Source organism: Nocardia sp. NPDC059228 (assembly GCF_042754245.1).
Taxonomy (GTDB): domain Bacteria; phylum Actinomycetota; class Actinomycetes; order Mycobacteriales; family Mycobacteriaceae; genus Nocardia.
In genome coordinates, this window is record NZ_JBHZAL010000007.1 from 128337 (window position 1) to 151752 (window position 23416).

The following is a 23416-nucleotide window of genomic DNA, read 5'->3' on the forward strand; positions in this document are numbered from 1 at the left end:
GCATCGGGCGATCCGGACAGCCCACGTGGTCTTTTGTGGACTCCTCACAAAACTGCCAAGCAAGCTTCATTCGCGCCGACATCTCGTGAGAGCGGCCTCACAGTGTTTTCTTGAGTCGTGATCGCATTGCTCGCCCCTGGACAGGGCTCTCAGACTCCCGGCATGCTCACCCCTTGGCTCGAACTTCCCGGCGCTGCGGACCGCATCGCGCTGTGGTCGAAGGCCTCGGGGCTGGACCTGCTGCGGCTGGGCACGACTGCGACCGCCGATGAAATCGTCGACACGGCCGTCACCCAGCCGCTCGTCGTCGCGGCTGCCCTCATGGCTTTCGCGGAAATCCCGCAGGATTCGCTTCCCGCGGATACAGTCGTCGCCGGACACTCGGTCGGCGAATTCGCCGCCGCTGCCGTCGCCGGAGTCATCTCCGCCGATGACGCGGTGGTCCTGGCCGCCATCCGCGGAGCGGAAATGGCCAAAGCTTGCGCACTCGAGCCGACCGGTATGTCCGCGGTGCTCGGTGGTGACGAAGCGGAGGTACTCGCTCGTCTCGATGATCTCGGTCTGATTCCGGCCAATCGCAATGCGGTGGGTCAGATCGTGGCCGCGGGTAAGCTCGAGGCGCTCGAAGCCCTTGCCGCGAACCCGCCCGAAAAGGCCCGCGTCCGTGCACTTCCGGTCGCCGGCGCCTTCCACACCGCGTTCATGGCTCCCGCCCAGGACGCGGTCGCGGAGGCCATCGCCAAGATCGCGCCCAGCGCGCCGGTCCGGACCCTGCTGTCGAACTTCGACGGGCAGCCGGTCAGCTCCGGCCAGGACGCGGTCGACAAGCTCGCTGCCCAGGTCACACGCCCCGTGCGCTGGGATCTGTGCACTGAAACGATCCGTGCGGCAGGGGTTTCCGCGGTGGCAGAGTTGCCGCCGGCGGGCACCCTGGTCGGCATCGCCAAGCGGGAGCTCAAGGGCACCCCGAATCTGGCGCTGAAGACACCCGCGGACCTCCCCGCGCTCGCCGAACTCACCGCGGCAAGCTAGCTTGGCTCGCGGCCCGCTCCTATCAACGGCGATGGAGCAACCGGGTCGCAAACAATTGAAGAATCCACCCTCTACAGGAAATAAGAAGGGAGCCACCACAGTGGCCGCTCTGACCCAGGAACAGATCGTCGAAGAGCTCGGGAAGATCATCGAAGAGGTGACCGGTATCGAGCCCTCCGAGGTGACCATCGAGAAGTCCTTCGTCGACGACCTGGACATCGACTCGCTGTCGATGGTCGAGATCGCCGTCCAGACCGAGGACAAGTACGGCGTCAAGATCCCCGACGAGGACCTGGCGAGCCTGAAGACCGTTGGCGACGCGGTGGCGTACATCCAGAAGCTCGAGGCCGAGAACTCCGACGCGGCCGCTGAGCTGAAGGCCAAGTTCGGCGCCGAGGGCGAGTAGGAACCGACACCGTGACCACTCCTTCCACCTTGAACGGGAACTTTCCCAACGTCGTCGTAACGAGCATGGCGGCGACCACGTCGATCGCCGGTGACGTCGATGCGACGTGGAAGGGCCTCCTCAATGGCGAGAGCGGCATCGACACTCTCGAGGACGACTTCATTGCGGAGTACGACCTTCCAGTTCGAATCGGCGGCCACCTGAAGGTGTCGCCGGACACGCTGCTCGATCGGGTCGAGATCCGTCGCATGGCGTACGTCGAGCGACTGGCGACCGTGCTCGGTCGCGAGGTGTGGAAGAACGCCGGCTCTCCCGAGGTCGACCCGCTGCGGCTCGCCGTGGCCATCGGCACCGGTCTCGGCGGCGGCGACGCGCTGATCGATTCGGTGGACAAGCTGAAGAACGGCGGCTATCGCAAGATCTCGCCGCTCGCTGTTCAGATGGTCATGCCGAACGGCCCGTCCGCCGTGGTCGGACTCGAGCTCAAGGCCCGGGCGGGAGTGGTCACTCCGGTCTCGGCATGCTCGTCGGGTTCGGAGGCCATCGCCAACGCGTGGCGAATGATCGTCATGGGTGACGCCGACATGGTCGTCACCGGCGGTGTCGAGGGCTTCATCGACTCGGTGCCGATCGCCGCGTTCTCCATGATGCGGGCCATGTCGACCCGCAACGACGATCCGAAGGCGGCCTCGCGCCCCTTCGACAAGGATCGCGACGGCTTCGTCTTCGGCGAAGCGGGCGCGCTCATGGTCATCGAGACCGAGGAGCACGCCAAGGCTCGTGGCGCCACCATCCACGCCCGGCTCATGGGCGCGGGTATCACCTCCGACGGGTTCCACCTGGTGGCCCCCGATCCGGAGGGCAGTGGTGCGGCTCGCGCCATGCAGCGCGCGATGCAGACTGCCGGGTTGTCCCCCCAGGACATCACCCACATCAACGCCCACGCGACTGCCACCCCCGTCGGTGACACCGCGGAGGCCAACGCGATTCACAAGGCCGGCGTCAAGCATGCCTCGGTCTACGCACCCAAGTCGGCCCTGGGCCACTCGATCGGTGCCGTCGGCGCCCTCGAGTCGGTACTCACGGTGCTCAGCATCCGGGACGGCATCGTCCCCCCGACGCTGAACCTCGAGAACCAGGATCCGGCGATCGACCTGGATGTCGTGCATGGCGCGGCGCGCCAGCAGGACATCCAGTACGCGATCAACAACTCCTTCGGTTTCGGTGGGCACAATGTCGCGCTCGCCTTCGGCCGGTACTGACACGGATTCATCCCGGTAAACCGGAAATCCGGCTCAGCTTTACCGGTCAGTAAGACAAGCGGTCCCGGCGGGGGTTTTCGGATGGACGATCCCGCACCCGAAAATCCCCCCGGGACTTAGACATTCGCAGCCGCTCTCAGCGACCGCCTTTCCCCCATGAGGAGAGTTTGCGATGACCATAATGGCCCCCGCTCACGCCGACACCGCTACCGATCCCCGTGACCCGCTGGGTCGGTTGCAGCGCTTCTTCGATCCCGGAACCGTTCTCCCGCTCCACCCGCGCGACAAATCCGGTGTGCTCGCCGCCATCGGTGAGGTCGACGGCGTCCGCACCGTCGCCTACTGCTCCGACGCCACCGTGATGGGCGGCGCCATGGGCGTGGAGGGGTGCAAGCACATCGTCGACGCGATCGACACCGCCATCGATTCCAAGGTTCCCGTTGTGGGCCTGTGGCATTCGGGTGGCGCCCGGCTGGCGGAGGGCGTCGAGGCCCTGCACGCCGTCGGCCTGGTCTTCGAGGCCATGGTCCGCGCGTCCGGCCAGGTCCCCCAGATTTCCGTGGTGCTCGGCTTCGCCGCCGGCGGCGCCGCCTACGGCCCCGCGCTGACCGACATCGTCATCATGGCTCCGGAAGGCCGCGTCTTCGTGACCGGCCCGGACATCGTGAAGACGGTGACCGGTGAGAGCGTGGACATGGCGACCCTCGGTGGCCCGATCACCCACGGCAAGAAGTCCGGCGTCTGCCACATCGTCGCCGACGACGAGTCCGATGCCATGCACCGCGCCCGCCGCCTGGTCTCGATGTTCGCCGAGCAGGGCGAGTTCGACCTGGCCGCGGCCGCACACGGCGACGTCGACCTCAAGGCCATGATGCCGGAGTCGGCCAAGCGCGCCTACGACGTCAAGCCGATCATCCACGAGCTGCTCGACAACGTCGACGGCGAGAGCACCTTCGAGGAGCTGCAGGGCGGCTACGCCCGCTCCATGGTGGTCGGTCTGGGCCGGCTCGGCGGCCGCACCGTCGGTGTGCTGGCCAACAACCCGATCCGCCTGGGTGGCTGCCTCAACTCCGAAAGTGCCGAGAAGGCTTCGCGTTTCGTCCGCCTGTGCAACGCCTTCGGTATCCCGCTGATCGTCGTCACCGACGTGCCGGGCTACCTGCCGGGCGTCTCGCAGGAGTTCGAGGGCGTGGTGCGCCGCGGCGCCAAGCTGCTGCACGCCTTCGCCGAGGCCCGTGTCCCCCGCGTCACCCTGGTCACCCGCAAGATCTACGGCGGCGCCTACATCGCGATGAACGCCCGCTCGCTGGGCGCCACCGCCGTGTACGCCTGGCCGGGTTCCGAGGTCGCCGTCATGGGCGCCAAGGCCGCGGTCGGCATCCTGCACAAGAAGGCTCTCGCGGCCGCCCCGGAGGACGAGCGCGAGGCCCTGCTGGAGCGTCTGACCGAGGAGCACGAGCGCATCGCCGGTGGCGTCCAGCGCGCCATCTCGATCGGTGTCGTGGACGAGGTCATCGAGCCCGCCAAGACCCGCTCCACCATCGCCGCCGCCCTGGCCGCCGCCCCGGCGCGGCCGCAGCACAACAAGAACATTCCGCTGTAATCGGTTACACGGCAACGCGATAGCGGGCGGTCTCCTCGGAGACCGCCCGCTTTTCGTTGGCCGGGAACAGGTTTCGCTGTCAGGCGGGGGGAATGTTGGCGTTGTGGTGGAAGACGTTGTCGGGGTCCCAGGCGGACTTGAGGGCGACCAGGCGAGAGTACTTGTCGCCGTAGGATTCCCGGATACGGTGCTCGTCGTGGTCGACGAGGAAGTTGACGTATCCGGCGCTGGAGCGCGCGTGGGGGCGCAGGGCGGCCCAGAAGTCACGGGCCCACTCACGTTCGGCCGGGAAGTCGTCGGGCTCGGTGCTGAGGGCGTTGATGTTGATCGCCCAGCACGGTTGGCGGGAGCCGCCGAATGCGGTGTTGGCGTTGGGGATCCCGCAGTAGGCACCGCGGAGCGGGAAGATCGGGACCAGGGAGTCGACGAGGCTGCGCCGCGGGAAATGGTCGACGAGGGTGGCGAGCACCTCGTCGGTGAGTTCGTCCACGTAGAGCGACTTCTCGTAGGCGAACAGGCCCGGCGGGGAGGATTCGTCGAACATCTGCTGCAGGGCGGTGTACGGGATCGGTGTGACGAGTTCCCAGGCCGGAGTGGGAGCCACGGCTCGCAGGGGTGCGACAACGGCCTCCAATTCCTGTGGCTCCCCGAATCCGATCACGACAACCACGAATCCGGGGCGGCCCTGGTGCTCTTCGGGCACGAAGGGCTCGGGCGGGCCGCTGACCGCCAGGATCGCGGCGCAGTAGCCGGTGGGGAGGGACGCGATCAGATCGCGTCCGGTGGCGAGCCCGGCGACGGCGTCGGCGGGCGTCCAGCAGAGCATGGCCAGTTGCCCGATCGGCGGCAGGTCGTGCAGTGCGAAGGTGAAGGCGGTGACGATGCCGAAGTTTCCGCCGCCGCCGCGCAGCGCCCAGTACAGATCGGGATTCTCGTCCGGAGCGGCGGTCACGACACAGCCGTCGGCGGTGACCACCTCGGCGGAAGCCACACTGTCGCAGGTCAATCCGGCGCGCATGGTGAGCCAGCCCATGCCACCGCCGAGGGTCAGCCCGCCGATGCCGGTGCTGCTGATGAACCCGCCCGTGACCGCGAGCGCGTGCTCGGTGGTGGCGGCGTCGACCTGCGCCCAGGTGCAGCCGCCGCCGCAGCGGGCGAGCTTGGTGACCGGGTCCACCGCGACCGAATCCAGTGCGCGCAGGTCGATCATCATGGCGCCGTCGGCCACCGCGTGCCCCGCGTAATTGTGGCCGCCGCCGCGCACCGTCAGATCCAGGTTGCCCGTGCGCGCGGCCAGCACCGCGGCCGCCGCTCCGGCCGGACTGGCCGGCCGGACGATCACCGCCGGCCTGCGATCGAAGCATCCGTTCCAAACCTGCCGCGCCACATCGTATTCCGGCTCTCCCGGGGCGATGACCTCGCCGTCGACGCTCGTCCGCAAGCCTTCGATATCGATCCCGACAATGGTCATGGTCCCGCTCCTCCGATGGTTTCCGCCGCCACGGCGAACCTTGGGCCATGTCCCGTGACGGCACCGGACCATCGGCGCCGCACCGTATCGACAGCCATCGGTGTCCTGCCGCTACCCCGGCGTTACGCACGGGAGACGCCGGGGGTTCATCGCGGATCCCGCGTCAGGACTGGAGGCGGATCTTCTCGGCGGACTCGTTCTGGCTGGCGCATTCCTGATAGGGATTGGGGTTGGCGGGGCGTTCGCCGCAGACCCAGCGGACGGTGCCGACGGTGACGGCGATGTCGCCGGTGGATTGTTTCGCGCGCTGGTCGGCGTAGGCGGTGACGACGGAGAGCGCGGTGGGGCAGAAGCCGGCGCCCTTGGCGGTGGAGACCACGACCGCCAGGCCCCAGGGGCCGGCGCCGCACTGCACGGCCTCGTGGCCCGCGGCCGGGAAGGCGGCGGCGGAGCTGGCGGGCTGGGACGAGGGGCCGGAGGCGACGGTGGGGCTGTTGTCGTTGCAGGCGGTGAGGGCGAAGGCCGCCGCCATGGCCAGGGCAGTACCCGCGGTCGCTGTGGTCCGCACGAATCCTCCTCGTATCAGCCGACGTCGCGGCGCAGCCAGGTGACTTCCGCGCCCTCGCCGCCGAGGCGGTAGGGCTCGAGGATATCGTCCCAGGCGGTGCCGAGGGCGCGGTCGATCTCCGCGGCGATCTCGGCGGCGGAGCCGCGGCCATGGGCGCGGACCTCGGCGACGATGGCGCGCAGGCGCATCTCACCGACCATGACGTCGCCGCAGGCGCCGGTGGCGCCGCTCCAGAGGCCGAGGCCGGGGACGAAGCTGAAGCGGGCGCCGTCGACGCCCTCGCTGGGATCCTCGGTGACTTCGAAATACAGCACGGGCCAATCTCGCAACGCTCTGGCTAATTTCGCTCCGGTACCGACCGGGCCGCACCAATCGGTGGTGGCGCGCAGCTGTCCGGGATCGGCCGGCTGCGCGGTCCAGCGCAGTTTCGCGGGGGCCTTGAGAGTGGAGGTGAGAGCCCATTCGACATGCGGGCACAGCGCCGCCGGCGACGAATGGATATAGACGACTCCAGACGTCGCCTCCGCGAACTGACTAGACGCGTGCACCACTGACACCTCCGGCTCGACGAGGGACGTCTTCCCCAACGGCCCCTTCTGAGCTCGGCGTTGCCCGAGTTTACTGGAGTGCCCGGTGTTGCGTGTGTTACTTGAAGCCTGTGTCGGCCGCTACGCGAACTCCGCGATGACGGCGTCGCTGAGAGGCGGCCACGCCGCTCGGGCCCAGTCCCCGAAATTTTCGTCCGCCAGCGCGAGACACGCCATGCCGACTTCCGGATCCACCCAGAGAAATGTGCCGGACTGCCCGAAGTGCCCGAAGGTCCGCGGCGAGTTCGCACCACCGGTCCAGTGCGGCGATTTGTGGTCGCGGATTTCGAAACCCAATCCCCAGTCGTTGGGGCGCTGCGACCCGTAACCGGGAAGGACACCATTGCATCCCGGGAATTGCACTGTGCTTGCTTCGGAAACCAATTCGGCACTCACGACAGCAGGTTCCAGCAATTCCTCGGCGAATCGCAAGAGATCTGCGACCGAGGAGCGGCCGGCATGTCCGGCCGAACCGACCAGCGCCGAGGAGTTCATGCCCAGCGGCTCGAAGACGGCCTCGCGCAGGTACTGGTCGAACGGGATACCGGTCTGCGCCGCAACGAAATCCGCGAGCACCTCGAACCCGGCGCTGGAGTAGATCCGCTTCACGCCGGGCCGGGCCAGCACCACGGTGGTGTCGAAGGCCAGGCCGGAGGTATGGGCGAGCAGGTGCCGCACCGTCGATCCCGGCGGCCCGGCCGGCTGGTCCAGCTCGATCGCACCCTCCTCGACGGCCACCAGAACCCCGTATGCCACAAGGGGTTTGGTCACCGAGGCGAGCGGGAAGACGTGCGCGGTGTCACCCTCGGCGTCCGCCACACCCTTGCCGCGGACGACGACGCCCGCCGCCGCGTTCCGGACCGGCCACTGTCGAATCTGCTCCAGCGCTCGCACACATCGAGGGTACGAGCCCGTGCCGGACGCGTCCGATCGGGGCTACATCACCAACCGGTTGGTTCGAAAAATGGCTAGGGCGAGACGGTTTCGACCGCCGCCGCCCGGTTCAACGCCGAACGCCGCCGCCCGTAGCCGAAGTACACCACCAGCCCGACCGCCGACCACAGTGTGAACGCCAGCCAGGTCACGCCTGGCAGGTGGATCAGCAGCCATACGCACATGGCCACGCCGATGACCGGTACCAGCGGCACCAGGGTCCGGAACGACCGCGGCAGCTCGGGTTTGGTGCGGCGCAGCACCAGCACGCCGATGTTCACCAGCCCGAAGGACACCAGCGTGCCGATATTGGTGGCGTTCACCAGTTCGCCCAGCGGCACCAGCGCCGACAGCACCGCCACCACGCCGCCCACGATGAGCGTGTTGACCGTCGGCACGCGCTTCTCCCCGACCCGCGACAGCACGGCGGGCATGAGCCCGTCACGGGACATGGAGACCAGGATGCGGGTCTGCCCGTAGAGCACGGTCAGCACCACCGAGGCGATGGCGATGACCGCGCCGCCCGCGAGGATGGTGGCGGGCCAGCCGCGCCCGGTGACCTGTTCCAGCACGGTGGCCAGCGACGCGCCCGAGCTGCTGACGGCGTCCACGCCGACCGCGCCGACGGCGGTCAGCGCCACCAGCACGTAGACCAGCGTCACGATGCCGAGCGAAATGATGATGGCGCGCGGCAGATCTCGCTGCGGATTCCTGGCCTCCTCGCCGGCGGTGGAGGCGGCGTCGAAGCCGATGAAGGAGAAGAACACCATCGAGGCCGCCGCCCCGATGCCCGAGACGCCGGCCGGCGCGAAGGGGTGCAGGTTCGAGGAGTGGAAGGCGGTGACCGCCACGGCCACGAAGAACACCAGCACCGCGATCTTGATCATGGTGGTGACGGTGGTGACCCGCGCGCTCTCCCGGATGCCGCCGAGCAGCACCACGGTGGCCAGCACCACCACGATGGCGGCGGGCAGGTTGATCACCCCGCCGTCGCCCGGCGGCTGTGCCAGCGCGTCCGGAATCCGCCAGCCGATGGTCGATCCCAGGAACTCGTTGAGGTACGCGCCCCAGCCGACCGCGACCGCCGCCACCGACACGCCGTACTCCAGCAGCAGGCACCACCCGCAGATCCAGGCGATGATCTCGCCCAGCGTCGCATAGGTGTACGAGTAGGCCGATCCGGACACCGGCACCGCGCCGGCCAGTTCCGCGTAGGACAGGGCCGAGAACAGCGCGGCCAGCGCGGCGATGACGAAGGAGACGACGACGGCGGGCCCGGCCAGCGGCGCGGCCTCGCCCAGCACCACGAAGATGCCGGTGCCGAGGGTGGCGCCGACCGACAGTGCGATCAGCGAGATCAGGCCCATGCTGCGCCGCAGCGTGGTGTGTTCTCCATCGGAGGTGAGCTGTTCGACGGGCTTGGTCCGCAGCAATGATGCGGTAATCCGAGGGAGTCCGGGCATGTGCGGCCACGCTACCGGGTCGGACCGGTCGAAATGGCATCAGGGTGGCGCGCCCGCCGGGGGATCCGCACTGCTCACAGCTATGTACTGGCGTCGCAGTGGTGTTCACCATCGTCACTGCGACCCAGCGCAGACCGTATGCCCGGTTACGATCGGACCCATCATGAGTGAGCAGGTCACGATCCATGGCGAGGTGGACGCGGGTTTCGGCCCGGTCGCCGACGCGTTCCGCCGCAACTTCGACCGGCACGGGGAGATCGGTGCGGCGGTGGCGGTCTACGACGGGGATCGGCCGGTGGTGGATCTGTGGGCGGGGCATCGCGATCGCAAGCGCCGGGTGAGATGGGAGCGCGACACCATGGCCCCGGTGTGGTCCTCGACCAAGGGCATGACCGCGTTCGCGGTGGCGTCGGTGGTGTCGCGGGGACTGCTGGACTACGAGGATCCGGTGGCGCTGCACTGGCCGGAGTTCGCCGCGCACGGCAAGGAGTCCATCACCGTGCGGCAGCTGCTGGACCATCAGGCCGGGCTGGCGGCGCTGGATCGGCCGTTCCGGCTCGCGGATATGGCCGATCTGGATCGGATGGCGATGGTGCTGGCCGAGCAGAAACCACTGTGGCGGCCGGGAACCCGGCACGGCTATCACCCGATCACGGCCGGGCTGTATCAGGGCGAGCTGCTGCGGCGGGTCGATCCGGAGCATCGCACGCTGGGCCGCATCTTCGCCGAGGACATTGCCGGCCCGCTGGGCGCGGAGTTCTATATCGGCCTGCCGGACGAGGTTTCGCTGGATCGGGTGGCCGCGCTGTCGGCGACCGCGGGCCTCGACATTCTGCGCTATGAGCGAGATCTGCCGGTGCGCATCGGCATTCAGCTCTACAGCAAGCGCGGCCTGTCCTTCCGCGCGCTGAACAGCCCGCAGGTCGGTGCGCCCGCCCGGGCCGCCCGGCGCGAATTCCTCGCGGTGGAGAGCCCGGCCGCCGGTGGTGTCGGCACCGCGCGGGCACTCGCGCGGGTGTACGGCGCGGCGGCGGGGCGGACCGGTGAGCTGCCCATCGAGCCGAGCCTGCTGGACCGCCTGGGCTCCCCCGACACCGCCGACGACGTCCCGGCCGAGGACCTGGTGCTGCTCACGCCGAGCCGCTACCACCTGGGCTTCCGCCGGTCGCGCGGCGGTTTCCGGTTCGGCTCCGACAAGCGCGCCTACGGCACCACCGGCTATGGCGGCTCGTTCGGATTCGCCGATCCGGCAACGGGTCTGGGGTTCGGCTATGTGATGAACCGCCTGGGTATGGCGGTGCTCGACGATGTCCGTTCGCGCAATCTCCGTGAGGCCCTGCTCCGCTGTCGCTGACCGAAAGGAATAGGTCCGAGTTCGCGGCCGGTTACATGAACTTCTCTGTCGGCAACGGCGCGGTCATGGCCCCCGAGTTCGGGGATCCGGAGGCCGACGCCTTGGCCGAAGCCACGCTGGCGCGGCTGTTTCCGGGCCGCCGGGTGGCGCAGATCGATATCGACGCGGGCTGTGGCGGCATCCACTGCACGACCCAGCAGGAGCCGGCGTAGACCTCAGCCGTGTTCCACGTCGTGCACGTGGTGCACGAGGTCGTGCAGGAAGTACCGCGCCATGGCGTCGATGGTGAAGGCGGAACCGTTGCTGCGCAGTGCGGCCCGGTCGAGTTCGGTGACCGGCACGGCTTCGAAGGCGCGGGCGGCGGTCTCGGCGGCGGCCGTGAGTTCGACTGCGACGGTGGCCGTTTCGGCGGCGGTGTAGTCCGCGGCGATGGCGGTGGCATCCTGGTCCCAGTTGGCGAACATGGGAATGCCGTTGTCCCCCACGGTGACCGCGGTGTCGTAGGCGGGGATCACCGGGCCCGGGCGGGGCCCGCCGGTGCGGGCGATGTCGAGGCGGTGGGTGAAGATGAGGCACACGTCGCGGACGTGGGCCGCGTACTCGAGCGGCGACCAGGTCGATTCATCGGGCCGTTGCCGGGCGCCGGGTCGCTCCAGGGCGGCGGCGAGGCGGGCGGCACTGGCGCGGGCCGACCCCGGCACCGCCGCGAAGGCGGTGGCGGCGGGGTCGAACCCGCACTCGGCGCAGGCGCGTTCGAGCACCCACGTCCAGTCCTTGGCATCGGGAACGATCGGCATGACGACCAACTTATGGTGCCGTCACTCCATCAGCTGGTGTGCCTTCTCGAACAGTTCGAGGGTGATGGCGTGCAGGAAGTCGCCGACCTGCTTGGGGGCCTTGCCGGCACAGGCCCGGGCGTGCGTGCCCTCGAGCACGATGCCGAGCTTGAAGCAGGCCAGCACCGTGTACCAGGTGACGTGGGTCAGGTCGCGGTCGGAGAACTTCGCGTAGTGGGCGATCATCTCCTCGGGTGTGGGCAGGCCGCCGACCGCGCCGAGGGAACCGACCAGCGCCGCGCCGGTGGTGCCGGGGACCGGGCGGGTGGCGATCTGCCAGCCCAGGTCCAGCAGCGGGTCGCCGATGGTGGACATCTCCCAGTCGACCATGGCCACCACCTCGGGGCCGTCGTAGGAGAACATCATGTTGGCGAGGTGGCAGTCGCCGTGCAGGATGCCGGCTTTCGGCTGGGCGGGGCGGTTGCGGTCGAGCCAGTCGCCGACCTGGGCGACGCCGGGGATCTCCGGGCCGGGGTAGCCGTCGTTGACGCTGTAGGAGTCGAGTTCCTTGAGCCAGCGCGGCACCTGGCGTTCCAGGAAGCCCTCCGGCTTGCCGTAGTCGGCCAGGCCGAGCGCCTCGTGGTCGAGCGAGCCGAGGCGGGCGATGGCCTCGACCGCGGACAGGCCCATCTGCCGGCGCACCTCGGGGTCGGAGGCGTGCGGTTCGGGCAGTTCGTTCTGCGGGTTGAAGCCGACGATCGGTTCCATCAGGTAGAAGGACGCACCGAGCACGGATTCGTCGGGGCAGGCGGCGATCACCTTGGGGGCGCGGATCTCGGTGTCACCGAGGGCGCCGAGGATGCGGGATTCGCGCTGGATGACGGTATTGCTGGCGGACCGCAGATGCTTGGGCCCGCGGCGCAGCACGTACTCGCGGCCGCCGCGGCGGAAGCGGAGCATGATGTTCTGGGTGCCGCCGCCGAGCGGCTTCACCTCCTCGAACTCCCCGCCGGGCAGGCCCTGCTCTTCCATCCACTTTCCGACGATGGCGAAATCGACGACGTCACGATCCACTTCGACCGGCTGCGCAACAGACATGCCGCCTATTCTGCCGTAGCGGTCCACACGAACTGAAGGCAGTCGCCAGCAGTAACCGTGATGGGCAGAGCGTAATGTGCGTGGTCAAATGCGCACCCTGTTGATCGATAACTACGACTCGTTCACCTACAACCTGTATCAGCTGATCAGCGAGGTGAACGGGGTCGAACCCGTGGTCGTGCGCAATGACGAGGCGGCCTCGATCGAGGAGCTCGGGCTCGGGGAGTTCGACAACATCGTCATCTCCCCCGGGCCCGGACGGCCGGATGTCCCGCGCGATTTCGGCATCTCGGCGGCCCTGATCGCCGGAGCCGAGCTGCCGGTGCTGGGAGTGTGCCTGGGGCATCAGGGCATCGTGATCGCGGCGGGTGGGCAGGTGGTCACGGCGGCGCAGGCCCGGCACGGGTACCCGGATCTGATCAGCCATGACGGGCGGGACCTGTTCGCCGGTGTGCCGCAGGGCTTCTCGGCGGTGCGCTATCACTCGCTGTGTGCGGCTCGACCATTGCCGGAGGACCTCGAGGTCACGGCGACCACGCCGGACGGGGTGATCATGGGCGTGCGGCATCGCACCCGGCCGCAGTGGGGCGTGCAGTTCCATCCCGAGTCGATCTCCAGCGAGCACGGGGAACTGCTGCTGCGCAATTTCGCGGCGTTGACCACCGACTATCAACGGCGGCAGGACATTTCCCGAATGACCACACGAACGACGCCGGCGCGCACCCGGATCGGAGCCGAGATTTCGACACCGCCCGCCGTCGGCGCGCCCGTCCGCTATCGGGTCGAGCAGACGGTCGTGGAGCGGGCCGTCGATGCCGAGGCGGCCTTCGACGCGCTGTATGCCGGTTCCCCGCATGCCTTCTGGCTCGACAGCGAGCATGTGGAGCCGGGGCTGGATCGCTTCTCGTTCCTGGGTGACGCGTCCGGGCCGCTGGCGGAGGTGGTGCGGTATCGGGTCGGCAGCGGCCGGGTCGAGATCGAGTCGGCGGCCGGGCCGCGCACGGTGCCGGGCGGGGTGCTCGATTATCTATCCGCCGAGCTACGCCGCCGGGCGATCGAATTCCCGGATGTGCCTTTCGATTTCGCCGGTGGCTATGTCGGCTATCTCGGCTACGAGATGAAGGCCGACTGCGGTGCCGAGGCCGTGCATCGCGCGGCCACGCCCGACGCCCAGTGGATCTTCGCGGACCGGCTGATCGTGGTCGATCACGAGGCGGGCCACACCCATCTGCTGGCGCTGGCCGAGCCGGATGCCGCTGCCGCCGCACAGGATTGGCTGGCCGCCACCCGGGCCGTGGTGGAAACCCTTCCGACCTGGGAGAATCCGCCGGACCTCGAGCTGCGCGCCGACGAGGGCACGGTCGCGCCGTTCCTCACGCGCGGCCGGGAGCGCTATCTCGCCGATGTGGCGGCCTGCCGGGAGCAGCTGCTCGCCGGCGAGTCGTACGAAATCTGCATCACCGACAGCGCGCATCCTCCGGGCGGCGCCGACGGCCTCTCCGTGTATCGCACGCTGCGCCGGTGCAATCCGGCCCCCTATGCGGCCTTCCTGCGCTTCGCCGGGCTGGAGGTGGCGTGTTCCTCGCCGGAGCGCTTCCTCAAGGTGGATCGCTCCCGCACGGTGGAGAGCAAGCCGATCAAGGGCACCGCCCCCCGCGGTGGCACCGCCGCCGAGGATGAAGAGCTGAGAGCCGAGCTGGCCCGCAGCCCCAAGACCCGCGCCGAGAACCTCATGATCGTGGATCTGCTCCGCAACGACCTGGGCCGGGTCTGCGAGATCGGCTCGGTGCACGTCCCCAAGCTCATGGCCGTCGAGACCTACACGACCCTGCACCAGCTGGTCTCCACCGTGCGCGGCACCCTCCGCGCCGACCTGGACGTCATCGACTGTCTCCGAGCCTGTTTCCCCGGCGGTTCCATGACCGGCGCCCCCAAACTCCGCACCCTCGAAATCATCGACTCCCTCGAAACCGAGGCCCGGGGCATCTATTCCGGCACCATCGGCTTCCTCGGCCTCGGCGGCACCGCCGACCTGAACATCGTCATCCGTACCGCCGTCCGCCACGACAATCGCTGGCGAGTCGGCGCGGGCGGCGCGGTCGTCCTCGACTCCGACCCGGCCGACGAGTATCTCGAAATGGTCTGGAAGGCCGCCGCCGCGCTGCGCGCTCTCCCCGGATTGGGCGTCCCGCCCCGCGCCCGCATTCCCTCGGCCAGATAGATCCGGCGCGATGGCGTCCTGCGGTGTCACCTGCGGCGGGAGCGGCGGGACTTGTCTTCGGGCGGTTCGGGTTCCGGGTTCTCGCGGGTTCCGGTGAGACGGCCGAGCAGGGAGACGCCGGGGAGCCTGTCGAGGCGGGTGAAGACCTCCTCGCCGAGGGCGGTGACCGCCTCGAGCCGGGTGAGGATCTTGTCGTAGGCGACGAAGGCGGGCTCGGCCAGGGCGAGGGTGCGATCGAGGCGGTCGATGGTGGAGTTGAGGCGCTCGACGGCGATGGTGAGGCTCTGGATCAGGTCGGGCAGCTGGGCGGCGAGCTGAATGGAGGCGGGCGGGAGGCGGACAGCGGTGTCGAAGGCGGTCGACGCGGTCACCTGGGCGGAATCCAGGGCCTGACCGGCCGCGCTCTGGGCGGCTTCGACCGCGGCCTGGGCCGCCGCCAGGATGTCCCCGGCGGTGGGGACACGCGAGGTCGAGGGTTTGGCGGGCTGACGGTCGCTCCCCTTGGGGTTGGTCATACCTCTACTGTGCCGCACGGTTTTCAGATTTGCCGGGAGGGCCGGGCATGCGGTTTTGTCGGAGGGTCGTGGCATAGTTCGACGACGATGAAACTGACCATGGGTGGCCATACGACGGTCCCGACATCGCTTCTGACGCTTGTGCTTTCGTGGCGGTCGCAGCATGCGGTGCGGGCGCAGGCCGTGCTGGTGGCCGAGCACGGGCGGGCGCGGTCGGACCGGGACTTCGTCTGGTTCGACGCGCCCCGGCACGTCTCGCAGGCGGTGACGCTGGATCGGGAGCCCGCGCCGGGGACGGCACGGCTGTCGGTCTCGCTCCCGCGCACCGGGCCGGAGGTGGCGGGGATCGTGGTCATCGGTTCGGTGCCAGGCGGTTTCGCCGATGTCGCGGGCCTGCGGCTGACCGTGTTCGACCACGACCATCCGGTCGCTTGGTACGACATCGACACGCCGGACCCGGCACCGGCCCTGGTGCTGGGCGAGTTCACGCGCGCCGAGGAGGGCTGGGAGTTCCGGGCGCTGGCCGACGCCGGCGTCAGCCTGGCCGGTCTGGTGCGCGAGTTCGGGGTGCGGATCGATCCCGCGCACGGCTTCGACCCCGAGCCGCGCCGCACGCCGCCGCCCCCGGATCCCGAACGGGCGGAATGGCATCCGGATCCCCGCGATCCGGCTCGCCTGCGCTGGTGGGACGGCACGACCTGGACGGCGTCGGCCCGCCCCGCGCCGCCGCAGGATGCCCGCCACTGCCCGCGCTGCGGGGCGCCGCGCCGCCGCCTGTTCGGCGCGGCGCTGTTCGGCGCCACGCCGCTGTGCCGCGAATGCGCCACCGAGACAGCCGAATACCTGCGCACCTGGCGGCCCCGCGCCGAGCGCACCCTGCGTGGCCTTTCCCCGCACGACGACTGGGAGACGCTCTGGGCCGCGCTGCGCTTCCAGCGCGTCGACCGCGCCGCCGCCCTGGATCTGCTGCGCCCGCTCGCCCTCGATCAGCTGGAACGCCTCGTCGCCTTCACCTTCGCCGACGGCGTGGTGGACGAGTCCGACGTGGACGACTTCGAGGACACCGTCGCGGAGCTGTCCCTGTCGGGCCCGGCCATCGAGGACCTGCGCCGCCGCCTGCACCGCGGCCGCCTGCTCACCCGGCTGCGGTCCGGCGAGCTGCCGCAGCAGTCTGCCACGGGCCTGCACCTGGATCCCGGCGAGCGAGTCCACCTGAACCTCCCCGCCGTGCACATCCGGCAGCTGGCCCGCGGCCCCAAGCGCACCGAGGGCCGGCTGATCGTCAGCAACCGCAAGCTGCGCTTCACGGGCGCGGACACCGGCACCGAAATGCCTTGGGCCCGCGTGGTTTCGGTGACCGCGGCCGATGGCCTGGTCGAGGTGTCGGCCACCTCCTCGCGCGGCGGCGCGATCCTCGAGGTCGCCGATCCCGACTTCGTGGCCGCCGCCATGGAGGGCGCACTGCGCATCGCCAAGCGCCTGGCCCTGACCCCGGGCCGCCGCGACACCCGTTCCATCCCACCGGATGTCAAGGCCGTGGTGTGGCAGCGCGACGGCGGCAAATGCGTCGAATGCGGCGACAGCCACTACCTGGAGTTCGATCACATCATCCCGATCAGCCGCGGCGGCGCGACCAGCCCCGCCAACCTGCAGATCCTCTGCCGCGCCTGCAACCGCACCAAGGGCGCGCACATCTGACCGGAGCCGTCGGTCGAACCGTCCGGATTCCGGCCCGTGACAGACTCGTTCGACCTCGGTGACGTGACCCCACCCTGCCACGCGGCCGGCCGCATCAACACGCGGCGCAGGCTCGAATGTGGGCAATCCGACGCCGTGCGATGAATCATGTTGAGCGGCACACGGTGTGGCTCTAGCGTCCGAGGAAGGCCGGTCGAGGAAAGGGATCCGACATGCAGGTGGCGGTTGTGGGCGGTACCGGGACGCTGGGTGCGCCGGTGGTGCGGGATCTGGTGGCACGCGGGCATACGGTGCGGGTGCTGAGCCGGTCCGCGCCCGCCGAGCCGGTGCCGGGGACCACGCATCACGCGGTGGATCTGGTCACCGGGGCGGGGATGGACGCGGCGCTGGAGGGTGTGTACGCGGTGGTGGACGCGGCCTCCCATCGCGGCCTGCGCAGCGCGCGGGTGATGGTCGACGGTGTGCGCACCCTGCTGGCCGCCGAGCAGCGCGCCCGGGTCGGCCACCATGTGGAGATCTCGATCGTCGGCTGCGAGCGGGTGCCGTTCAGCTACTACCGCACCAAGGTCGCGCAGGAACGGGTGGTCACCCAGGGCCCGGTGCCGTGGACCCTGTTGCGCGCCACGCAGTTCCACGAACTCATCGACGAATTGCTCGGCGGGGCCTCGAAGTTCCGCATCGCGCCGCGCACCGGCATGCGGTTCCAACCGGTCGACGTGGTCGCGGTGGCGGGCCGGCTGGCCGACGCGGTCGAGGCGGGCCCATCGGGCAGGGTCCGCGATCTGGGCGGTCCGGTCGTGCAGACCCTCGGCGAGCTGGCCGAGCTCCGCCGCCACGCTCTCGGTCAGGCGCTGCTGCCGCTGCCGGTGCCGCCGGTCGGCCGGATCGTGCGACGGTTGCGCGACGCGGCATTGTGTCTCGACGCCGATGGCGAGACCGTGTCGTACGACTACGCCGAGTGGCTGCGCCGCCGGTATTCGAAGCCGGTGAGCTGACCTGCGTCAGCGCCTCACCCGCAGCACACTCGGTTCGGCGCAGAACTGCCCGGTGGCCTGATCCAGGGTGAGACCGATACGGTTCAGCCCGCCGCTGTCGATCACCGTGCACTCGCTGCCGCCGACGCGCCCGGTCCCGTCGTCGAGGAGCCGGACCTCGGCGGTGACCAGAGGTTGCAGCTTCTCGGCATCGAAGGTCCAGAATTCGATGTTCCAGAGTTCGTAGCTGTCGCGCGCGGTGACCACGATGTAGCCGGCCGCGGAAGTGTCGATGCCGATGCCCGCGAGTTCGCCCGCGCGCTGGAGCTGCCCGTCGCCGGCCGCGTGGTAGATGACGTAGCGAGTGTTGGCGCTGGCCAGCATGATCGGGATGATCAGCTCGTCGCGGCCGTCGTTGTCGAGGTCGCGCAGTCGTGGCTCGGTGGTGCCGACGGCCTGTTCGGTGAGGGTCTGCAGCTGTGCGCCGACGGGGTCCAGCACGGTGATGGCGACCGACCCCTGCTGTCCCGTACCGCGGTGCCGCACTTCGAACGTCAGCCCGGCGGCGTCGTGGGATTGCAGGTAGCAGTCGGGAGGCGTGGCGGCCGAGGCGATATCGCCGCAGGGCGGGAGGGCGGAGACGGGGGTGACCGGACCGGGGACGACGTGATCGCTGGTGTGCGGGGAGAGGTTGCCGGCCATGGGTGCGGTGGCGGGATGTTGTGCGCACGCGGCCAGCGTGAGTGTGGCGGCAGCCAGCACCGCGGCCACGAGATTCCTCCCCATGGAAGCGAGGATAGCGACGATTGCGCGGCAACCGGACCGAGCGAGGCCGACCGCACATCTATCCGACATCATGTGCACAACTGCGCACATATGGGCTTATAGTAACTGTGTGCTCGACGTGCTCCGCGATCCCCGGTTCCGCAAGCTGTTCACCGCCCAGGTGGTCGCCCTGATCGGCACCGGACTGCTCACCGTGGCCCTGGGCCTGCTCGCCTACGAGGTGGCCGGGGGCCAGGCGGGTGCGGTGCTGGGCACCGCCCTGGCCATCAAGATGGTGGCGTATGTGGCTGTCGCGCCGGTGATCTCGGCGCTCACCCTGCGGCTGCCCCGGAAGCTGGTACTGGTGTCGGCGGACGCGGTGCGCGCGGGGATCGCGCTCATGCTGCCGTTCGTCACGCACACCTGGCAGATCTATGTGCTGATCGCGCTGCTGCAGTCGGCCTCGGCCACCTTCACGCCGGCGTTCCAGTCGCTGATCCCCTCGATCCTGGTCGACGAGGAGGACTACACCCGCGGGCTGTCGCTGTCGCGGCTGGCCTACGACATGGAGTCGCTGCTGAGCCCGGTGCTGGCGGCCGCGCTGCTGACGATCATCAGCTATCACTCGCTGTTCGTGGGCACCGCGGCCGGTTTCGTGGCCTCGGCGCTGCTGGTGGTGACCACCCGGCTGCCCCGGCTCGCCGCGCCGGAGCGGTCCGCCCCGCTGCTGTGGCGCATCACCGAGGGCGCCCGGATCATGATGAACCGGCCGGTGCTGCGCGGGCTGCTGGCCATGAACATGGTGGTGGCCGCGGCCACGGCGCTGGTGATCGTGAATACCGTTGTGTACGTGCGGGATCAGCTGGGCGGCTCCAATACCGCGGTGGCACTGGCGCTGGGTTGCTTCGGATTCGGCTCCATGGCGGTCGCGCTGTCGACCCCGCGATTGCTGGCGCGGGTGCCGGACCGCAGCTTCATGATGACCGGCTGCGTACTGCTGCCACTGGGCCTGATCGCGGCGTCGCTGCCGACCCTGCTCCCCCGCGGGGCCGGCGCGCTCGTGCTGGCGGTGACCTGGGTGCTGCTGGGCGCGGGCACCTCGATGATCAACACCCCGTCCGCCCGCCTGCTGCGCGCCCAGTCCGAACCCGACACCCGCACAGCCGTTTTCACCGCGCAGTTCTCCCTCTCGCACGCGTGCTTCCTGGTGACCTACCCGGTCGCGGGCAAGCTGGGCGCGCTGGCGGGCCTGCCGACCACGGCGATCGTGCTGGCCGCCGTCGCTACACTGGCAGCTACGACGGCGGCCCGCGCCTGGCCCGCACACGTGCCCACGGGCCCCGAGGCGGTGACGGCGGCGGCAGGAAGGTGAACTGGTGAGCGAGGAGACCGAACCGGCGCCTGCCGCACCCAGCCTCATCCACCCGGTCCGTCCGGATCAGCCCCATCTCGACGTGGCCACCGCCACCTTCCGCATGCTGTCGGATCCGACCCGGCTGCACATCCTCTGGATCCTCGCCTCCGACGAGGCCGATGTCACCGCCCTCACCGAGGCCTGCGGCGCCTCCCGCACCGCGGTCAGCCAGCATCTGGCCAAACTCCGCTTCAGCGGCCTGGTCGACACCCGCCGCGAGGGCCGCCGCATCATCTACCGCATCCGCGACGGCCACCTGGCCCGCCTGGTCCGCGAGGGCTTGAACCACGCCGATCACATCGTGACCGGCGAACCATCGCACGAATAGCGAGCATTTCCCGGGACTCGGCTCCTGGTCAGTGGGACGTGGTATCGCCGAGTGCCCGCATGCGCCGTGACGATATGCCTATTCGAAATATCTCGAGACGAATAGTGAGAGGTCGCGCATGCATCCCGAGCAGGGCAGCCCATTCGATGTGATCATCATCGGTGCCGGATTCGCCGGACTCTATGGCGTCCACCAGGCGGCGAAGGCCGGATTGAACGTGCTCGGCCTGGAGGCGGGCGAGGGTGTCGGCGGCACCTGGTTCTGGAACCGCTACCCGGGTGCGCGCTGCGACGTGGAGAGCGTCGACTACTCCTATTCGTTCGACGAGGACCTGGAGCAGAGCTGGACCTGGACCGAGCGTTTCGCCGCCCAGCCGGAGATCCTCGCCTACATCAACCATGTGGCGGACCGCTTCGAGCTGAAGCAGCGCTACCGGTTCGGTCAGCGCGTCGTCGGCGCCCGCTTCGACGACGAGGCGGCCGTCTGGACGCTGCGCACCGAGGCCGGCGACGAATTCCGCTCGCAGTTCGTGGTTTTCGCCACCGGCTGCCTGTCGGCGCCGATCAAGCCGAACATCCCCGGCATCGAAACCTTCGCGGGCGAGGAGCTTTTCACCGCGCAGTGGCCGGAGCAGGGCGTGTCCTTCGAGGGCAAGCGGGTCGGCGTCATCGGCACCGGCTCCTCGGGCATCCAGGTCGCGCCGATCATCGCGCGGGAGGCCGAGGCGCTCACCGTCTTCCAGCGTTCGGCCAACTTCAGCGTCCCGGTGCCCAACCGGCCGTGGACCGACGAGGAGCAGGACGAGATCCGCGCCACCTACCGGCAGCGGCGCGAGAACTCCTACTACGCACCGGCCGCCACCCCGCACCGCTCGCTGGAGACCAAGGCCCTGGACCTGACCGCCGCGGAGCGCGAGCAGGCCATGCAGGACCGCTGGGACGGCGGCGGCGTGCTGTTCAACAAGGTCTTCCCCGACCAGAACAGCGATCTGGCCGCCAATGAGCTGGTGCGCGAGTTCGCGGTCGCCAAGATCCGCGCCAAGGTGGACGACCAGGCGGTGGCCGACGACCTCATCCCCTCCGACCACCCCATCGGCACCAAGCGCATCTGCACCGACTCCGGCTACTACGAGATGTTCAACCGGCCGAACGTCTCGCTGGTGAACCTGCGCCGCGAGGCCATCGAGGAGGTCACCCCGACCGGCATCCGGACCACCGACAAGTTCATCGAACTCGACGCCCTGGTCTACGCAACGGGTTTCGACGCCATGACCGGTGCGCTGCTGCGCATCGACATGCACGGTGCGCGGGATGCCCGCCTCGGGGAGCTGTGGGCCGACGGGCCGGTCACCTACCTGGGCTTCGGCATCCCCGGCTTCCCGAACATGTTCAGCATCAACAGTGTCGGCACCCCGTCGGTGATGGCGAACATGGTGCTGCACTCCGAGCAGCAGCTGGACTGGGTGCTGGCGCTGGTGGAGCACTGCCGCGCCAACGGGATCCGCAAGGCCGAGGCCCGCGCGGAGGCGGCGGTCAAATGGACCGATCACCTGCTCGAGGTCGCCGAGGGCACGCTGTTCGTGAAGGCCAATTCCTGGTACATGGGCGCGAACATCGAGGGCAAGAAGCGCGTATTCATGCCCTACATCGGCGGTTTCGGCAACTACCGCCGCTACTGCGACGACGAGCGCGACAACGGGTACCCGAACTTCGAGCTCACCGCATAGCCAGCCTGGACCCGGCGAAACCGGTTCGCTTCCTCTTGGCGGCGAGCCGGTTTCGTCGTCCGCGGTCAGGCGGGCAGGCCCAGACCGGCAGCCAGGACGGGCCACGACCGCTTCAACGCGTCCTCCCAATAGCCCCACGAGTGGGTGCCGGTCGGCGTGAAGTCATAGGTGGCCGCGATGCCGAGGCCGTCGAGCTTGGCCTTCAGATTGTGGCTGCAGAAGTCGGTCGCGGCCTCGATCCCGCCACCGATGGTCAACTGCTGGAGCCAGCCGTCCGTGCCCGGCAGGGTGTGCGGACCGCCGGGGGCGTCCCACCGGCCCGGCAGCCCGGAGCCACTGGAGATGAACAGATTCAGGCCGCGCAGCTGGTCGGCGTGCACATAGGGATCGTTGACGGCCCACTCGGGATCACCCTCGGGGCCATACATGTTCGCGCTGTCGCCGCCGCCCTTCGTGACCACGTCATTGGCGAAGTGGTGCCCGATGGGGTCACTGATCTGGGCACAGCCGCTGTAGACCGCAACCGACCGATACAACCCGGGCGCGGCGATGGCCAGCTGCAACGCCGAGGTACCCGCCATCGACAGACCCGCGATCGCGTTGCGCCCGTTGGCATTCAGCGCCCCGTCGATGAGCGGTGGCAATTCCTCGGTCAGGAAGGTCTTCCACTTGTTCACGCCCAGGGCGGGATCCGGGGCGCGCCAATCGGTGTAGTAGGTGAAATCTCCGCCGATCGGCTGCACCACATCGACGTTCTTCTCGGCCAGAAAGTCCAGCACATCGGTCTGCGTCTGCCACGTCACGGCGTCGGCGGCGCCCGCGCCACCGAGCAGGTACAGCACCGGGGCGGGCTGGGAGGTGCCGGCCGGACGGTGCACATCGACCTGAATGCTCTTGTCCATGGCGGCCGAATAGACCCGCAGAGTCACGAGACGGGTGTCGGTGGTCGTGCTGGAGACGATGCGCGAGCCGTCGGCGGAAGTGCCGGTGTAGGTCACCGGGGTGTCCGGTTGGGCGGAGGCCGTGCCCGCGGCCATCGACACCAGAATGGTTGCGGTCAAGGCCGATACCGCGCTGCCCAAGGTCATTGTGGAACGCACGCTGTCTCCTCCGGCAGGTCCCCGGTTGTCACGAGTCAGCACTTCAGCGTTGCCGAGCGGCTTCGGAAAATGCTGGCCCGGAACTGAACTGACTCCGAGAGGACGTTTCCGGCCGTAGGGTC

The 23416-nt window shown here is 69.3% G+C and carries 22 protein-coding genes; 12 read left to right on the forward strand and 10 right to left on the reverse strand.

The window, feature by feature from the left end; genetic code table 11:
- Positions 1 to 117 precede the first annotated feature (117 nt).
- The 4 genes from ACFXKA_RS14415 (at position 118) to ACFXKA_RS14430 (ending at position 4303) form a co-directional block, all read left to right on the forward strand.
- Positions 118 to 1032 carry an ACP S-malonyltransferase gene (locus ACFXKA_RS14415; RefSeq protein WP_354838197.1) on the forward strand — a complete coding sequence of 305 codons (915 nt, stop codon included), beginning with the start codon at positions 118 to 120 and terminating at the stop codon, positions 1030 to 1032.
- A 100-nt stretch (positions 1033 to 1132) separates the two neighbouring features.
- On the forward strand, positions 1133 to 1438 hold the full coding sequence (gene acpM, locus ACFXKA_RS14420) for a meromycolate extension acyl carrier protein AcpM (protein ID WP_033086997.1): 306 nt from the start codon (positions 1133 to 1135) through the stop codon (positions 1436 to 1438).
- 11 nt (positions 1439 to 1449) lie between these two features.
- Positions 1450 to 2700, forward strand: a complete 1251-nt coding sequence (locus ACFXKA_RS14425) for a KasA/KasB family beta-ketoacyl-ACP synthase (protein ID WP_354838194.1) — start codon at positions 1450 to 1452, stop codon at positions 2698 to 2700.
- A 172-nt stretch (positions 2701 to 2872) separates the two neighbouring features.
- Complete coding sequence (locus ACFXKA_RS14430) at positions 2873 to 4303, forward strand: acyl-CoA carboxylase subunit beta (RefSeq protein WP_379427546.1); 1431 nt, start codon at positions 2873 to 2875, stop codon at positions 4301 to 4303.
- A 79-nt stretch (positions 4304 to 4382) separates the two neighbouring features.
- On the opposite strand, the gene ACFXKA_RS14435 is transcribed toward ACFXKA_RS14430, so the two are convergent.
- The 5 genes from ACFXKA_RS14435 to ACFXKA_RS14455 all read right to left on the reverse strand — a co-directional run bounded on the left by ACFXKA_RS14435 (position 4383) and on the right by ACFXKA_RS14455 (position 9325).
- A complete protein-coding gene (locus ACFXKA_RS14435; protein WP_379427547.1) occupies positions 4383 to 5774 on the reverse strand; it encodes an FAD-binding oxidoreductase in 1392 nt (463 codons plus the stop codon).
- A 163-nt stretch (positions 5775 to 5937) separates the two neighbouring features.
- Complete coding sequence (locus tag ACFXKA_RS14440) at positions 5938 to 6342, reverse strand: hypothetical protein (RefSeq protein ID WP_379427548.1); 405 nt, start codon at positions 6340 to 6342, stop codon at positions 5938 to 5940.
- Between the two features lie 14 nt (positions 6343 to 6356).
- Positions 6357 to 6890 carry a DUF3145 domain-containing protein gene (locus ACFXKA_RS14445; protein WP_354838186.1) on the reverse strand — a complete coding sequence of 178 codons (534 nt, stop codon included), beginning with the start codon at positions 6888 to 6890 and terminating at the stop codon, positions 6357 to 6359.
- A gap of 120 nt (positions 6891 to 7010) precedes the next feature.
- Positions 7011 to 7823, reverse strand: coding sequence for a serine hydrolase domain-containing protein (locus ACFXKA_RS14450; protein ID WP_379427549.1), 813 nt, complete (start codon positions 7821 to 7823; stop codon positions 7011 to 7013).
- A 74-nt stretch (positions 7824 to 7897) separates the two neighbouring features.
- Complete coding sequence (locus ACFXKA_RS14455) at positions 7898 to 9325, reverse strand: amino acid permease (protein ID WP_379427550.1); 1428 nt, start codon at positions 9323 to 9325, stop codon at positions 7898 to 7900.
- A 163-nt stretch (positions 9326 to 9488) separates the two neighbouring features.
- Between ACFXKA_RS14455 and ACFXKA_RS14460 the strand changes: the two genes are divergently transcribed.
- Together ACFXKA_RS14460 and ACFXKA_RS14465 are read left to right on the forward strand one after the other, a co-directional pair.
- Positions 9489 to 10679, forward strand: coding sequence for a serine hydrolase domain-containing protein (locus ACFXKA_RS14460; protein WP_379427551.1), 1191 nt, complete (start codon positions 9489 to 9491; stop codon positions 10677 to 10679).
- Positions 10670 to 10891: an agmatine deiminase family protein gene (locus ACFXKA_RS14465; protein ID WP_379427649.1), complete on the forward strand. Its 222-nt coding sequence runs from the start codon at positions 10670 to 10672 to the stop codon at positions 10889 to 10891. The genes ACFXKA_RS14460 and ACFXKA_RS14465 overlap by 10 nt, the downstream gene beginning before the upstream one ends.
- 3 nt (positions 10892 to 10894) lie before the next feature.
- On the opposite strand, the gene ACFXKA_RS14470 is transcribed toward ACFXKA_RS14465, so the two are convergent.
- Together ACFXKA_RS14470 and ACFXKA_RS14475 are read right to left on the reverse strand one after the other, a co-directional pair.
- The gene (locus ACFXKA_RS14470; protein ID WP_379427552.1) at positions 10895 to 11476 is read right to left on the reverse strand and encodes a DinB family protein; all 582 of its coding nucleotides are present in this window, start codon (positions 11474 to 11476) and stop codon (positions 10895 to 10897) included.
- A gap of 21 nt (positions 11477 to 11497) precedes the next feature.
- Complete coding sequence (locus ACFXKA_RS14475) at positions 11498 to 12553, reverse strand: phosphotransferase family protein (RefSeq protein ID WP_364615571.1); 1056 nt, start codon at positions 12551 to 12553, stop codon at positions 11498 to 11500.
- Positions 12554 to 12641: 88 nt separating this feature from the next.
- Between ACFXKA_RS14475 and pabB the strand changes: the two genes are divergently transcribed.
- Positions 12642 to 14774 (forward strand): aminodeoxychorismate synthase, encoded by a 2133-nt coding sequence (gene pabB / locus ACFXKA_RS14480; protein ID WP_379427553.1) that lies wholly within the window; start codon positions 12642 to 12644, stop codon positions 14772 to 14774.
- A 26-nt stretch (positions 14775 to 14800) separates the two neighbouring features.
- On the opposite strand, the gene ACFXKA_RS14485 is transcribed toward pabB, so the two are convergent.
- Positions 14801 to 15289 (reverse strand): hypothetical protein, encoded by a 489-nt coding sequence (locus ACFXKA_RS14485; RefSeq protein WP_379427554.1) that lies wholly within the window; start codon positions 15287 to 15289, stop codon positions 14801 to 14803.
- An 87-nt stretch (positions 15290 to 15376) separates the two neighbouring features.
- Here ACFXKA_RS14485 and ACFXKA_RS14490 point away from each other — a divergent pair, with 87 nt between their 5' ends.
- Complete coding sequence (locus ACFXKA_RS14490; protein WP_379427555.1) at positions 15377 to 16987, forward strand: HNH endonuclease; 1611 nt, start codon at positions 15377 to 15379, stop codon at positions 16985 to 16987.
- Positions 16988 to 17199: 212 nt separating this feature from the next.
- The gene (locus ACFXKA_RS14495) at positions 17200 to 17982 is read left to right on the forward strand and encodes an SDR family oxidoreductase (RefSeq protein WP_379427556.1); all 783 of its coding nucleotides are present in this window, start codon (positions 17200 to 17202) and stop codon (positions 17980 to 17982) included.
- Positions 17983 to 17988: 6 nt separating this feature from the next.
- Here the strand turns inward: ACFXKA_RS14495 and ACFXKA_RS14500 are convergent, their stop codons facing one another.
- On the reverse strand, positions 17989 to 18747 hold the full coding sequence (locus tag ACFXKA_RS14500; protein WP_379427557.1) for a hypothetical protein: 759 nt from the start codon (positions 18745 to 18747) through the stop codon (positions 17989 to 17991).
- A gap of 109 nt (positions 18748 to 18856) precedes the next feature.
- On the opposite strand from ACFXKA_RS14500, the gene ACFXKA_RS14505 reads away from it, so the two are divergent.
- The 3 genes from ACFXKA_RS14505 (at position 18857) to ACFXKA_RS14515 (ending at position 22194) form a co-directional block, all read left to right on the forward strand.
- Positions 18857 to 20098: an MFS transporter gene (locus tag ACFXKA_RS14505; RefSeq protein WP_379427558.1), complete on the forward strand. Its 1242-nt coding sequence runs from the start codon at positions 18857 to 18859 to the stop codon at positions 20096 to 20098.
- 4 nt (positions 20099 to 20102) lie between these two features.
- Positions 20103 to 20468: an ArsR/SmtB family transcription factor gene (locus ACFXKA_RS14510; RefSeq protein WP_379378476.1), complete on the forward strand. Its 366-nt coding sequence runs from the start codon at positions 20103 to 20105 to the stop codon at positions 20466 to 20468.
- Between the two features lie 118 nt (positions 20469 to 20586).
- Positions 20587 to 22194 carry a flavin-containing monooxygenase gene (locus ACFXKA_RS14515; RefSeq protein WP_379427559.1) on the forward strand — a complete coding sequence of 536 codons (1608 nt, stop codon included), beginning with the start codon at positions 20587 to 20589 and terminating at the stop codon, positions 22192 to 22194.
- A 65-nt stretch (positions 22195 to 22259) separates the two neighbouring features.
- Here the strand turns inward: ACFXKA_RS14515 and ACFXKA_RS14520 are convergent, their stop codons facing one another.
- Positions 22260 to 23282, reverse strand: a complete 1023-nt coding sequence (locus tag ACFXKA_RS14520; RefSeq protein ID WP_379427650.1) for an alpha/beta hydrolase — start codon at positions 23280 to 23282, stop codon at positions 22260 to 22262.
- Positions 23283 to 23416: the final 134 nt, after the last annotated feature.

Bases quoted from the DNA above. Each gene is read 5' to 3' on its own strand.
- ACFXKA_RS14430 (WP_379427546.1), top strand. From the start codon at position 2,873: ATGACCATAATGGCCCCCGCTCACGCCGACACCGCTACCGATCCCCGT.
- ACFXKA_RS14435 (WP_379427547.1), bottom strand. From the start codon at position 5,774: ATGACCATTGTCGGGATCGATATCGAAGGCTTGCGGACGAGCGTCGAC.
- ACFXKA_RS14455 (WP_379427550.1), bottom strand. From the start codon at position 9,325: ATGCCCGGACTCCCTCGGATTACCGCATCATTGCTGCGGACCAAGCCC.
- ACFXKA_RS14460 (WP_379427551.1), top strand. From the start codon at position 9,489: ATGAGTGAGCAGGTCACGATCCATGGCGAGGTGGACGCGGGTTTCGGC.
- ACFXKA_RS14470 (WP_379427552.1), bottom strand. From the start codon at position 11,476: ATGCCGATCGTTCCCGATGCCAAGGACTGGACGTGGGTGCTCGAACGC.
- ACFXKA_RS14475 (WP_364615571.1), bottom strand. From the start codon at position 12,553: ATGTCTGTTGCGCAGCCGGTCGAAGTGGATCGTGACGTCGTCGATTTC.
- pabB (WP_379427553.1), top strand. From the start codon at position 12,642: ATGCGCACCCTGTTGATCGATAACTACGACTCGTTCACCTACAACCTG.
- ACFXKA_RS14485 (WP_379427554.1), bottom strand. From the start codon at position 15,289: ATGACCAACCCCAAGGGGAGCGACCGTCAGCCCGCCAAACCCTCGACC.
- ACFXKA_RS14490 (WP_379427555.1), top strand. From the start codon at position 15,377: ATGAAACTGACCATGGGTGGCCATACGACGGTCCCGACATCGCTTCTG.
- ACFXKA_RS14495 (WP_379427556.1), top strand. From the start codon at position 17,200: ATGCAGGTGGCGGTTGTGGGCGGTACCGGGACGCTGGGTGCGCCGGTG.
- ACFXKA_RS14500 (WP_379427557.1), bottom strand. From the start codon at position 18,747: ATGGGGAGGAATCTCGTGGCCGCGGTGCTGGCTGCCGCCACACTCACG.
- ACFXKA_RS14515 (WP_379427559.1), top strand. From the start codon at position 20,587: ATGCATCCCGAGCAGGGCAGCCCATTCGATGTGATCATCATCGGTGCC.
- ACFXKA_RS14520 (WP_379427650.1), bottom strand. From the start codon at position 23,282: ATGACCTTGGGCAGCGCGGTATCGGCCTTGACCGCAACCATTCTGGTG.